Source organism: Pseudomonas sp. AB6, from assembly GCF_034314105.1.
Classification (GTDB): domain Bacteria; phylum Pseudomonadota; class Gammaproteobacteria; order Pseudomonadales; family Pseudomonadaceae; genus Aquipseudomonas.
In genome coordinates this window covers 2,467,102-2,479,953 of record NZ_JAVIWJ010000001.1, presented here as the reverse complement: position 1 = coordinate 2,479,953, position 12,852 = coordinate 2,467,102, and the positions used below count along the sequence as shown (strand labels likewise).

Sequence of the window (12,852 nt, the reverse complement as noted above, 5' to 3'; positions counted from 1 at the left end):
AGGAACGTTATCGGGCTCTGATCGCTGGACTGGCGTTACGGGCCGACCATCGACTTGCCTGCAAGGCTCTGCCGCGCGATGCCGCATTCGCCAAGTAGGTAACCTTGCCCACCAATTGGTCTTGCACGGTGCTACTGTCACCGCCACCCGTAGGATGACCCCAGGTTACGACGCGCCCATCGGAGGTCAGGGCGACGAAGCTGTGAGTGTTGCCGTATAGGGCTTGCACCTGGGTCAGTTGAGTGGAGACCGCCGAGGTGTCGCCCCCCAAAGTGACGTCACCCCAGGCGACCACGGTTCCGTTTTTGCGCAGCGCTGCAAAGGCTTCCGATGACCCGGCCACCTGCACAATGTCGTCCAACCTGGCAATGTCCTCAGGAATGTCTCTACCGCTTTCCGCTCTGCCACCCCAAGCCACCACATGGCCGTTGCCTCTGATGGCGACGAAGGTCTCCGAGTTGCTCGCCACTGCAACAATATCGGTTAAGGCGGCTATTAAGGGCGGCGGCGTGTTGCCAAAGCTGGGAAACCCCCAAGCCACCACTTGCCCAGTGGCACGGCGCACGGCGAAGGCCGTGGTATTAGCGCAGCTCAACTCTATAATGTCGGTCATCGAGGCGATCTCGTCGGGGACTGTCCCGCCGCAGGTGGCATTGCCCCAAGCGACAATGCGACCGTTGCCCCGCAAGGCGACAAATGCCCCGTAGTTTCCCATGACCTCCACGATATCGGTCAATTCCGCGATGTCTGAAGGAACCGTTCCTCCCATTTCTGCGTTCCCCCAGGCCACCATTTCGCCGCTCCGGCGCAGCGCCGCAAACGCTGACCCGGCACCGCAGATCCGCGTGATATCTGTGTAGCTATTAATCGGTGCTGGTACCTCGCCACCGTAGGCAGCAGCGCCCCAAGCCACCATATGACCAGTGGTCTTGATACCGACAAAGGCCCAGCTATTGCTGGTTACTTCAACGAAGTCGGCCGGTGAGACGCCGTTCATGGCGCCCCCTTCCGCCTCCGTGCCCCAGACGACTACCTGACCATTGATCCGTCGCCCCGCGTAGGCACTGCGGGTACTACGAACTTCGACAATGTCGCTCAGTGTGATGATGGTTGATGGGATTTTTGCTCCGGTATCGGGATGGCCCCAAGCCACCATATCGCCTGAATTGCGGAGTGCAACCAGCGCAGCGCGGCCGGCAATTTCGGTATCGATGCCATTACCGATGATATTGGCCGGATTCAACGTGACTGAATCATTAGCCGAACTTACTCGCAGGGGTTTCCAGGGTTGGCTGTCACGCAAGGTCGTGGCGGTTGTCTCGGTGGTCTCGCCCTGATATTGCCATTGCGCCATGAGCGGTTGCTGGGTCTTGGCGTCGAAGGCGCTCAACAGACGTGCCGCCCCCGATGCTCGGTAACTGCTGCGGCTGTAGCGAGCGCCCATGACGTTTAACGTGCCGGAACCGGCCTGGCTCAAAACGTTGTACTCGGCAAGGTTCGAAGGGCCGTCTGTGCTGCCCGCAGCCCGTAGAACGGTGTAATCAAGTTCAATGCTGAAGCCGTCATTGGCGTGCACGGTGGCATAGACCACGGGGATACGCAGCTCGCCATTGCCGGTCACCGGAACCGTTAGTTTGATCGAACCCGGCCCTGGTTGGCCTCTCCAATCCAGTAGTACGGTATCCCCCTTTTGCAACGCGGCGCCGGCGCCAATCAGCACCGTGGCACCGCTCAAGGCATCATTGGGGTTGAGGGTGTCAGTGCCTTTGGCTTCAACAATAATGGGGGCTGGCAACTTGGCGCCTGCGCCTTTACTGACCGAAAATTTAAGCGGGTCTGAACCCAACTCGCCGCCTTTAATGAGTTCGGATCGACAGGTCACAGTAACGTTAGCCCTAAGACTAGTGGTCACAGTTGCATAAGGAACCGTGAACACGACGGGTTTACCAACCATGTTGCCAGTGACCGATTTACTGTTTTCGTAAGGTGCCGAACCTTTGTCGTCGACCCACTTGAAATACACCTGGTCACCGGCTGCCATGACGTCATACGCCGCCACCTCAGCGCGCGCTCCACCGGTGGGTACATCGTCGATATTCAATTCGCCGTCGTTCGCGCCCTCCAGGGTCACTTGCAGCAGCGCCTGCTGCCCTTCGCCGATTTGCAAACTCAATGCGTCGGAGGCACTGGTGCCCCCGTTGTTCCAACGCTCTACCCAATATGACGCCTGGACGGTACCGCCGTCGTTGCCCTCGATCAGATCGAACCCGATCTCGAACGGCACCGGGTGTTTGGCGGTCTCGGTACTGAGCTTTATCCAGTCTGAGTCGGGCCCGGTCTTGGAGCCCTGCCATTCGTAGTGCACTTGGTCGCCACTGTGAATGCCGTTGTACAGGGGCACGATCAGTTGAGTGCCATCGGGTACATCCGCAGGCTTCAATATGCCATCAACCTGGCCGACGACCGTCGGTACCGGTAATTCCGCCAGGGGCTCGCCCACGGTCAACAGCGTGGCGTGCAAGGATTCCCGCAGGAGGCCGTCGCTCTCGATGAGGTAGTAGAGCTCCAGCGTACCGCCCTTGATAGCGGTGAGATGCAAGCCCTGAACACGCATGACAATGGGTAGCTTGTTTGTGGTTTCGTTGTGGGTGATCGGGTGTAGGGGCAGTTCAGGTAAGTAGATGCTCAAATCCGGGCGGGTGCCGAGCCATTTCAGCTCGATGGTCTGGCCATCCTCCATGGAATCATCCCAGGCTATTTCTATACGAGCTGTGGGTAGCATGGGATCAAGTGCGCCCTGCATGGCGTCCAGGGCTACGGGAGGCTTCAAGCGTGCGATCTCTCCGATGATGCTAATGAAGCTGCCTTTAGAAAGAATGTCGGGGGAGCTATTGGCTTTGATGATCCGGTAGGTGAACACGGCCTGAGTTTGGGCCAATGAGCGAACCTCGGCGTTGAATCCCGAGATTTCCACCACGCTAGGAACGCTAGTAATGGTTTTGGACGGCAGCATGATGTCTAGGGGGGTGCCGTCCGCTGTCGTACCTTTTAGGTTCACGATCAGTTGGTCGTCCTTGGCGAAGTTAACGCCCGTGACGATGACTTGCGCCGTTACTGGAGAGTCACCCAACGCATCCAGATCCAAAACACTGTTGAAGGCCTCCTTGATGATCGGGGCCTCGGCGCGTGAACTGCCGGTATCCACTACGATGCGTATTTCGGCACTCCAATCCTCGGACCGGTTATCCACAACGTCGTACACCTCGAAGGCGACCGCCAACCCATCCGACCCCGAATCACCGGCCGCGAGAATGACGGTTTCGTCCACAGTGATTACGATGGGATTGCTCTTAGGGGTTGTGGCTTGGTCTTTGGTCACCGTGTGAGGCACGAACTGCCCGCCCCAACTCAAGCGGATGACATCATTCTCTGCGATGTTCGGGTACGGCTCAATCGTGACGGGCACCCCTTTCTTGGCAGTGTCCTTATCCACGCCACCCTGAACGATTTCAATCGGGAGGGACAACTGCAGTTCAGAGTGGCCCGGCGTATCACCGTTTTGGTCGTGTCCGCCCGGGCGATCAAGTTTGACGTAAACCTTTACCTCTTGAGAGGTTTCCGGGTTACTTCCCAATCGTGTTACTCGATAGCTCAACGTCGTGGCGCCGTTGGTCAAGCGTGCCGTCGGAATGAACATGACGATCCGCTGACCCTCCTGATCAAGATTGATTCGTTCCGATCCGACAACATCGCTGCCCCTTAAAACCTCCAGGTTGTCGCCCTGGCTCATGGGAGTCCAAGGCCCGATGTACAACTGCAAGCCTCTGTCCGGGAAATTATCCGCGGCGGCGGCAACGTTAATGCCCCATGCTCCGTCTGGAAGAGGGCCAGTGTGGCCAGGGATTTCCAGATTGGGGAGGGCAAGTGGCTCAACGCTGGAGTCAGGTGAAACAGAGAGGTCGGTGTTCATGGTAAGACTTCCTGTCTAGGGGATGGATACCTCGTTATTGAATGCCTAAATTATGGAGCTGCCTACTGTCAGAAATGACAGGTTTTAGCGAAAAAACGGTCCGTTTGTCGGCCACGTTAAGGCGGACCGTTCATCGTTTTCGAAGCCTTCACGGCGGACCAGTACGTTTACGAAGATCAGTTTGAGGCGCTTTCTGTTTGCGCCATCAATCGTGACAACTCAACGTTCGCACTCCGGCCCTTGTTGATCGCCGACATAGTAAACCCGGTATTCGAACACCGGGATGGAGTGGTTTTTCAAACCAAGCGCAAAAGCTCAGTCCGCTATGACCAACGATGAATCGGCCATCCTTCCTTTTCAGCGTATTCACGCAGCGCAGGATCAGGATTAACCACATGCGGGTGCTCAACCTTCAACAACAGCGCCAAGTCATTACGCGAATCTGAATAAAAGCTCGCGCCGTCCAGCGTTTCGACTTCACGTGCGAGCCATTCCATCAAACGGGTGACTTTGCCTTCGCGGTAGGTCAAGACGCCGGTGGTGGCGCCGCTGTACACGCCGTGAGTGACTTCCAGTTCGATACCCAGCACTTCATCAATGCCAATCCGTGCGGCGATGGCTTTGACCAGATGCGTGCCCGAGGCGGAGATCACCAGGATCCGGTCGCCGGCTGCGCGGTGGTTGGCAATGGCGGTACACGCTTCGCTGTAAATAATCGGTTCGATAAAGTCTTCAACCCAGGGCTCGACCAAGTGATCGACTTCTTCCGGGGTGCGCCCGGCCATGGGTTCCAGGCTGAAGGCCATGTAGTCCTCCATCGCCAGCTCGCCTTTGCTGTAAGCGGCCATCAGTTCGTCGTTTTTACGCATAAACGATTCTTTGTCGACCCAGCCGAGGCGCGCCATCTGTTCGCTCCACAAGCTGGCGCAATCGCCGCCAATCAAGGTTTCGTCCAGGTCAAAAATTGCTAAAGCCATTACTGCTGTCCTCTAAATGTTCCAATCCCTGGTTAGTGCGGCGTTGTTTCTAGGCAACTTCACACAGCGCCGAAGGATCGATGCTTAGTGTTACGCGCCGACCGTCTGGGTGCAGGTCGTCAGCGGAGCGGTTGAGGACGTCGACCACCAGTTCCACGCCGCGGGCTTCGACCCGGTAGCGGATGACGTTACCCAGCAGGCTGTGGCTGCGTACTTCGCCGTCGAGTTCGCCGCTCAGGCTCAGTTCGATGGCTTCCGGGCGAATCGCCAGACGGGTGTTGATCGGCCGTTGCAACAGACGGCTGGCGCTGTTGGCATCAAGCAGGTTGTAGTTGCCGATGAAGCCTGCTGCGAACACATCGATAGGCGCGGTGTACAAAGTTTCAGCGTCGCCGCTCTGCACGATCCGGCCCTGGTTCATCAGGAAAATCCGGTCAGACATGGTCAGCGCTTCTTCCTGATCATGGGTCACGAAAATGGTGGTCAGGCCCAATTCACGCTGAATAGCGCGGATTTGTTCGCGCAGATGTTTGCGAATCCTTGCGTCCAGCGCTGACAGCGGTTCATCCAGCAGCAACAAGCGTGGTTGGGTCACCAACGAGCGGGCCAACGCCACGCGCTGGCACTGGCCGCCAGACATCTGATGCGGGTAGCGATTGGCGAAGTCTGTTAGCTCCACCAGCCGAAGAATCTCGCTGACGCGTTTGCGGCTGTCATCAGCGTTGACCTTTTGCATACGCAAGCCGAACGCAACGTTTTGCTCGACGTTCATGTTGGGAAACAGCGCATAACTTTGAAAGACCATGCCGATACCGCGTTTTTGCGGCGATACCGGAACGAGGTCTTGGCCATCTAATAAAATCTGCCCACTGGTGACTGACGTCAGGCCGGCAATACAGCGCAGCAGGGTGGATTTACCGCAACCGGAAGGGCCGAGGAGGGTGACGAATTCACCTTTTTTGATCTCGCAATTGATGTCACTGAACACCGCAGTGCTGGCGTAGTTCTTTTGCAGGTGTTCGACGCTGACGAAACTCATTGGTCTTTGTCCTTGTTCAGTAAATTGGCAACCCAGGTCAGTACCAGCACGAACATGAAGTACGAGATCACCAGCGCGCTGGTGAAATGGCCGCTGCTGTTGCGCATGTTATTGAGATAGACCTGCAAGGTTTCGTAACGGGTACCGACCAGAATGTTGGCGAACACGAATTCACCGAACAGGAAGGAGAATGACAGCAGCAGCGCGACCATCAGCCCTTTGCGCAGGTTGGGCAGTACCACCAGAATGGCGGCTTGCCAAGTGCTGGCACCGAGCAATTGGGCGGCGTCCATCAGGTCGCGCAGGTTGATCGCTTGCAGGTTATTGGTGATCGCCCGGTACATGAACGGCAACGCCACGGTGAAGTAGCAACCGATCAAAATCCACGGAGTGCCCACCATGGCAAACGGCCCGGAGCCGTATAGCTGCAACAGGCCTACCGAAGACACCACCGGCGGCACGGCGAACGGCAGCAGGATCAGGATGTTCATCAGGGCATCAAGCTTGGGAAAGTGGTAATTCACCACGAACAGTAGCGGCAGAATCAGTACCACCGAGAGTATCAGCGAACCGACACACACCAGCAGCGATTGGCCAAACGCATGCAAGAAGCGCGGATCACTCCACAGCTGCTCGTACCATTTGAACGTAAACCCGCTGGGCAGAATGGTCGCCGACCAACTGCTGGCCAATGAATAAATCAAGGTGCCAGCCAGTGGCAACAGCAGAATGATGAATAACAAATAAACCACGACGCGGTGGTACACGACGGCGGTACCAGATTCAGCGCGCGACATGGTAGCTCCTCTTCAATAGCCATTGATGGACGATGGTCACCAAGGTCATCAAGCCCACCAGAATCACTGCCAGGGCGCTGGCCATGTTTGGATCAAGGGTGATGTCGCCGGAGACCATGGCCGCAATACGAATCGGCAGCACGTTGAAGTTACCCGTGGTCAACGCGTACACCGTGGCGTAGGCGCCAAGGGCGTTAGCCAGCAAAATCACAAAGGTACCGATCAGTGCGGGGGTCAGCACCGGTAAGCCGATGTGCCGCCAAAACTGCCAGCCACTGGCCCCGAGCAGCGAAGCCGATTCCCGCCAGTCTTCGCGCAGGGCGTCAAAAGCCGGATACAGCAGCAACACGCCCAGCGGGATCTGGAAGTAGGTGTAAAGAATAATCAGACCGGTTTCCGAGTACAGGTTGAAGTCCTGAATAATCCCGGCCTGCTTGAGCATGATGGTGATGGTGCCGTTGAACCCCAGCAAGATAATGAAGGCAAACGCCAACGGCACACCGGCAAAGTTGCTGGTCATGTTGGCGAACGCATTGACGAAATTGCGCAGCCGCGAATCGACTCGGCGCAGGGAGTAGCTGCCCAGTACCGCGATAAGTATCCCGAACACACTGGACCAAAAACTGATTTCCAGGCTGTGACCAATGGCTTGCAGATAAAACCGTGAGCTGAAAATTTCGATGAAGTTTGCCAGCCCCCAGCCTTCGTCTTCCGACTGCACGCTGTTGATCAGCACCCACACCAGCGGTGCGATCTGAAACACGATAAAAAATACGGCGAAGGGCACCAGGCAGAGTGCGGCCAGCCATTTGCCGCGGACTGACTTCACTTCAACAGCTCCTTGCATACTGTTTTGTCGTGGGCAATCCCGAGCAATTGGCAGATGGTGCCACACATTTCTGTCTGCTTTGGGGCGGCATTGGGCTCAAGGCTGAAGGCGTCTCCGATGACGAACAGCGGCACCTCGCGCTCTTCCGGAAGCAAACCATTGTGCGAACGGTCATTATTCATGCCGTGGTCGGCCGTAACGATTACCTGATAACCGGCGTCGAGCCAGTTTTTCAGGTGTTCGGCAAGAATCATGTCGACGGTACGCGCGCTGTTGCGGTATTGCGGGGTGTCGAGGCCGTGCTTGTGCCCGGCGTCGTCGATGTTCATGGAGTGCACCAGCAGGAAGTTGGGCAGGTGCCGTAAACGCAAGCTTTCGGCGTCAACGAACAAGTGCGAATCCGGGTAATGATCGTTGTAGTAGAAGTGCCCGTGCTGGATCTTCAGGCTGGTGTCATCGGTATGACGGTCCCGGGCCGGGTTAAACGGCGAACGATTATACAGCTCGCTGACCCAATGGTAGGCCGCTGCGGCGGTAGTGAGGCCTGCCTCAGTGGCGTAATGAAAGATGCTGCGTTGGTTCGACAGCCGCGTAACGTTGTTGTGGACGATGCCGCTGTCAATTGGCTTCACGCCGGTAAGGATGCATTCATAAAGCGGTCTTGAAAGTGCCGGTAACTCACACTCCATTTTGTATAACACCGCGCGTCCTGCGCTGGCGTAGGCTTGGAGATGGCCCAGAGTGTTTCGGGCGACCTTATGATTAAGCCCATCGAGCAGCACCAGGATGACGTTGTGTTTCATGGGGAAGGCTCCGTGTTTGCAGATGTACTCACCAAATCCGTTCGCGGGCAAGCCTGCTTCCCCGGTAGATTCATGTACGTCATGTATCCAGTGGAATCAGACCTGCCCGCGAAAGGGTCTTACTTCATGTCAATAATGACTTGCTCGTTCCACTTCTTCGGCAACGACTTGGCGGTTTTTTCCCAAGCGTCTGCATCTTTGATCGGTGTCACGTTCTTGTATTGCTCGTTGGGCAACAGTTTAGCCTGCACGTCAGCGGGCAGCTTCAAGTGATCAGCGCGGATTGGACGCGCATTGCCTCGTGCCAAGTTGATTTGGCCTGCATCACTGAAGATGTATTCACGCGTTAGTTTGGCTGCATTCGGGTGCTTGGCGTATTTGTTGATAATGGTGGTATAGCCTGAAATTACTGAGCCGTCAGACGGGATCAGCACCTCGTAGTCGTCTTTATTGACCATCTTGTTGCGATAGCTCAAACCGTTAAAGTCCCAAACGACGCCGACTTCGATTTCGCCTTTTTCCATGGCGGCAATGGTCGGGTTAGCCAGTGACAAACGACCTTCCTTTGCGAGCTTGTTGAACATCAATAGCGCCGGTTCGATGTTCTTTTCATCGCCACCTTTGGCAATCGCGGCAGCCAGCACACCATTGGCGGCTTGAGCGGCGGTGCTTACGTCACCGATGGAGACTTTGTATTTGCCTTTCTCCAGATCAGCCCAGCTTTTCGGGGCGTCGGAACCGTGCAGCAATTTCTTGTTGATGATGAACGCGATGGTGCCGGTGTAGGCCAGGGCCCAGTTACCGTCTTTGTCTTTAGCCCAATCCGGGACTTGAGCCCAGGTACTTGGTTTGTACGGCTGGGTGACGCCCTGCTTCACAGCGATAGGCCCGAATGCGGCGCCAACATCACCGATGTCCGCACTGGCGTTGTCTTTTTCCGCCGCAAACTTGGCGACTTCTTGCGCCGAGCTCATGTCGGTGTCGATGTGTTTCAGGCCATAGGTTTTGGCCAGGTCGTCCCACGTGCCTTTCCAGTTGGCCCAGTCATCGGGCATGCCGACGCTATTAACCGCACCTTCCGCTTTGGCGGCGGCCTCCAGGGTTTGCAAGTCGGTTTCTGCTGCCGTGGCTGCGGTGCACAGGGCAATGGTCGAACTTAACAGTGATGCCAGGAAAATATGTTTCATCCGAAGCTCCTTAGGGCGTTATAACGCTGCATTTTTATCGACGGTGATGCGGTTGGGTTGGTCTAGGTCAGCAATACATGAGCCAATCTAGGCGTAGTGCATGACACTTTAATGTCGGCATCCGTTCTGCAATGGTGATGCCCAGCTAACCACCTGCTGTGGTGAATAAGCGTAGACCACAGTTAAGTAATTGATATTTATTAAGTTAGTATTTTTAAAAATGGTTTTTGATAACGGATTTCAACAGCTTGTCATCTATCAGTCATGAGGAGTGACTACGCTTGTTAAGAGCAGCAGGACGGTATTTACCCTTGGTTCTGCCCAATAACGGAGCTGGACTAGTCCAGATAGGTAACGTTGATGCGCGAAGATGCTCCAAAAGCGGTGACAGCCATCGGTCTGGCCTTGCAGGAACAGATTGAACACGGTCTTTTACCACCCAGTAGCAAATTGCCCGCCGAGCGCAAGCTCAGCGAACTGTTCGACACCACACGCATCACGGTGCGCGAAGCATTGTTGCAATTGGAAGCGCAGGGGTTGGTGTACCGCGAAGAACGGCGTGGCTGGTTTATTTCACCGCCGCGCCTGGCTTATGATTTGATGCGCCGTAGTCACTTTCACGCCATGGTTAGGGCTCAGGGCCGGGTGGCTGAAACCCAAGTGATTTCTGCGCGCCTGCTACCGGCGTCGGCGCAGATGTGCGGGTTGCTGCAACTGCCGGCATTTTCCAGCGTGATCCAGATCTGCAGAGCGCGGCGGATCGATCAACGATTAGTGCTGTATGTGGAGCACTACCTCAATCCGGAGTATTTTCCACAGATACTGAACTTCGATCTGAATCAATCCCTGACCGAGTTATATGCGAGCCACTATGGCATTCGGTACGGGAAGGTTCGCTTTGAAATGGTCCCGACCGCGTTACAGATCGACGCGGCAGCGGCGTTGAAAGTGTCGCTGGGTAGCCCAGGCTTACGCATCGAACGGGTTAACCATGATCAGCAGGGCAGGCTGATTGACTGCGATATCGAATATTGGCGGCATGATGCGATACATGTGAGCGCGGTGGTGGAGGGCTAAGACTTGTTTGCCGGGGTTATGTTTCCACTGTTGTCACGTTGCCCGCCAGCGCGTTCACCTGCACACTCAACCTCGGCGTCGCCAGATCCAGCCCCGCTTCATCCAGATGTCGCTTCAACATCAAATTGAACGCCCGCGACACTTCCCATTGTTTGATCGGCGCCGTCTTGAAGCGCGCCCGCAATATGGCACTGCCAGATTCAAAACTTTCGATGCCCTGAATCTCTAGCGGTGACCAGATACTGCGTCGTTCCAGTGGGTCGGCGCGCATTTTGTGTCCGACCTCGCGGATTATCTTTATGGCGTCATCGATGTTCATGTTGAACGGAATGGCGATGCGGAAGATCGCGTAACCAAATTCCCGCGAGTAGTTTTTGATGCTCTTGATTTCGCTGAACGGGATGGTGTGAACAATGCCGTCAATGTCGCGCAAACGTACGGTGCGAATGGTCAGCCCTTCTACTGTGCCCATGTGCCCGCCAACGTCCACGTAGTCATCGATGGCCAACGAGTCCTCGATGATGATGAACAGGCCAGTGATCAAGTCCGCCACCAATGATTGCGCGCCGAAGCCGATGGCCAGGCCGATGACGCCCGCGCCGGCCAGCAGCGGGGTCACGTTCATGCCCATGTTCGCCAGCGCGACTATCAGCGCGATGATGAAAATGGCCACGAACAGCACGTTGCGGATCAGCGGCATCATGGTTTGTGCTCGGGCGTTGGCCACGCCTTTTCGCGAGCGGGTCAGTGCGTGATGCACGGCGGTGTCGCTAAGAATCCAGACCAGCCATGCGAACAACAAGGTGCCACCGAGACTAAACAACTTGACCACAATTTCGTGTCCGTCGCCCTCGGCAAAGCGGATCAATGACAGCCCCCACACGCGCAGGCCCAGCTCGGTAAACAGCAGCCAAACCGAAAGGTGTGCCAAGGTGTAGACGAAGTTTTTCAGCCGTTCAGAGTACAGCGCATGGCGTTTGTAGCCGTGATGCGGGCGCAATGCATGGCGCCGTACCAAGCCGTTGATGACCATGCACAGCACCAGCAGTACCGTGCAAATCAACGCCTCACGCAAGGCGGTGCTGGTATCGCCGGCCGAAAAAAAGGTCGCAAACAATGACACGCCGACCAACATCAGCGCGGGCACGTACCAATAGGTGCCGAGAATTTCAATGGTGTCGCTCAACGCTCGGCGAGTCAGACGGCGAGCCAGCGGCTGATTGCGAATCAAGTGCGCAATAGGTCGGCGGAAACGCAGAATGAATAGCCCGGTGGAGATCGCCGCCATGACATTGGCGAACGTCGCGGCGGTATGCGCCAGATGCTCGCCGAGGCTGGCAATCAAGCGTGGGTCGCTTAACGCTTCGCCGAACGCTGCAAAACTGCCGATGGTCCACAGCGGCCTAAACGCTTGATGGCGCAGAATAAACAGTGCGCGGTGGCGATGGGGACCGTCCAGCAGCGAGAAGGCAATCACGCACACTGCAGAAAACAATGTGCCGACCACCAGCGCGTAGGCCAACACCATTGCCAGGTCTTTGCCCAGCGAGGAGGGCAGCGAATAGCTCAAGTACACTGTGATGATCAGTGCCACCAGCCACGGCCCCAACTTTCGCAGGGCGAAGCGCAGCATGTCCCAGATTCGCGGGTTTTGTGGCAGGTCTTCTGACAGACCATAACGAACGCGCACCCGGTGGCCGAACCAGATCAGCCCCGCCGCCAATAGGCCCCAAATTGTGAGCACAACCGCGAAACCTAGGATCACCGGTAACCATTGATCAGCCGGTGGCGTAAGCGCGACGAACTCCTGTCGTGCCAAGAAGAGTTCTTCGGACCAACGATTGGCCGGGCTGTCTTCGCCTGAAAACTGCGTCTCGAAGCTGCTGAGGGTGCTGCCGATTAGGCCTAGCACGCCTGTCTCTGCCGGGGGTTGGGCTTTTCGGGTGTTGTCGCGAAGCTTTTTCAGGTCATCGAGCAGCTTAGTGCGCTGTTGATCGTTTTCCAGAGTCTTGATCACATCGTCCAGCGATTGCCCTAGTGGCTCTTGCGCTTGAGGCTGGGCTTTTGACGACTCCGCAAGAATGCCCGGCAGGGTTAGCGCATGAGCGGTGGTGAAGGGCAGCAAACCCAGAAGGCAGAGCAGGAACGCGCGAAGAAAAACAGGCACTGGGCA

At 56.4% G+C, this 12,852-nt stretch carries 9 protein-coding genes; 1 reads left to right on the top strand and 8 read right to left on the bottom strand.

Features of this window, described 5'->3' with window-relative positions:
- Nucleotides 1–7 precede the first annotated feature (7 nt).
- The 7 genes from RGW60_RS11635 to RGW60_RS11605 all read right to left on the bottom strand — a co-directional run bounded on the left by RGW60_RS11635 (nucleotide 8) and on the right by RGW60_RS11605 (nucleotide 9,602).
- Nucleotides 8–3,970: a hypothetical protein gene (locus tag RGW60_RS11635; protein ID WP_322204753.1), complete on the bottom strand. Its 3,963-nt coding sequence runs from the start codon at nucleotides 3,968–3,970 to the stop codon at nucleotides 8–10.
- A gap of 323 nt (nucleotides 3,971–4,293) precedes the next feature.
- On the bottom strand, nucleotides 4,294–4,947 hold the full coding sequence (locus RGW60_RS11630; protein ID WP_322204752.1) for an HAD family hydrolase: 654 nt from the start codon (nucleotides 4,945–4,947) through the stop codon (nucleotides 4,294–4,296).
- Between the two features lie 49 nt (nucleotides 4,948–4,996).
- Nucleotides 4,997–5,986: an ABC transporter ATP-binding protein gene (locus RGW60_RS11625; RefSeq protein ID WP_322204751.1), complete on the bottom strand. Its 990-nt coding sequence runs from the start codon at nucleotides 5,984–5,986 to the stop codon at nucleotides 4,997–4,999.
- Complete coding sequence (locus RGW60_RS11620; RefSeq protein WP_322204750.1) at nucleotides 5,983–6,783, bottom strand: ABC transporter permease; 801 nt, start codon at nucleotides 6,781–6,783, stop codon at nucleotides 5,983–5,985. Before RGW60_RS11620 ends, RGW60_RS11625 begins: the two co-directional genes overlap by 4 nt.
- Entirely contained in the window at nucleotides 6,770–7,612 is an 843-nt protein-coding gene (locus RGW60_RS11615; RefSeq protein WP_322204749.1) for an ABC transporter permease subunit, read from the bottom strand. The genes RGW60_RS11620 and RGW60_RS11615 overlap by 14 nt, the downstream gene beginning before the upstream one ends.
- Complete coding sequence (locus tag RGW60_RS11610; RefSeq protein WP_322204748.1) at nucleotides 7,609–8,415, bottom strand: alkaline phosphatase family protein; 807 nt, start codon at nucleotides 8,413–8,415, stop codon at nucleotides 7,609–7,611. Before RGW60_RS11610 ends, RGW60_RS11615 begins: the two co-directional genes overlap by 4 nt.
- 119 nt (nucleotides 8,416–8,534) lie before the next feature.
- Nucleotides 8,535–9,602, bottom strand: coding sequence for an ABC transporter substrate-binding protein (locus RGW60_RS11605; RefSeq protein WP_322204747.1), 1,068 nt, complete (start codon nucleotides 9,600–9,602; stop codon nucleotides 8,535–8,537).
- Between the two features lie 360 nt (nucleotides 9,603–9,962).
- Between RGW60_RS11605 and RGW60_RS11600 the strand changes: the two genes are divergently transcribed.
- Nucleotides 9,963–10,679, top strand: coding sequence for a UTRA domain-containing protein (locus RGW60_RS11600; RefSeq protein WP_322204746.1), 717 nt, complete (start codon nucleotides 9,963–9,965; stop codon nucleotides 10,677–10,679).
- A gap of 16 nt (nucleotides 10,680–10,695) precedes the next feature.
- Here the strand turns inward: RGW60_RS11600 and RGW60_RS11595 are convergent, their stop codons facing one another.
- Nucleotides 10,696–12,846 carry a mechanosensitive ion channel domain-containing protein gene (locus tag RGW60_RS11595; RefSeq protein ID WP_322204745.1) on the bottom strand — a complete coding sequence of 717 codons (2,151 nt, stop codon included), beginning with the start codon at nucleotides 12,844–12,846 and terminating at the stop codon, nucleotides 10,696–10,698.
- Nucleotides 12,847–12,852 lie beyond the last annotated feature (6 nt).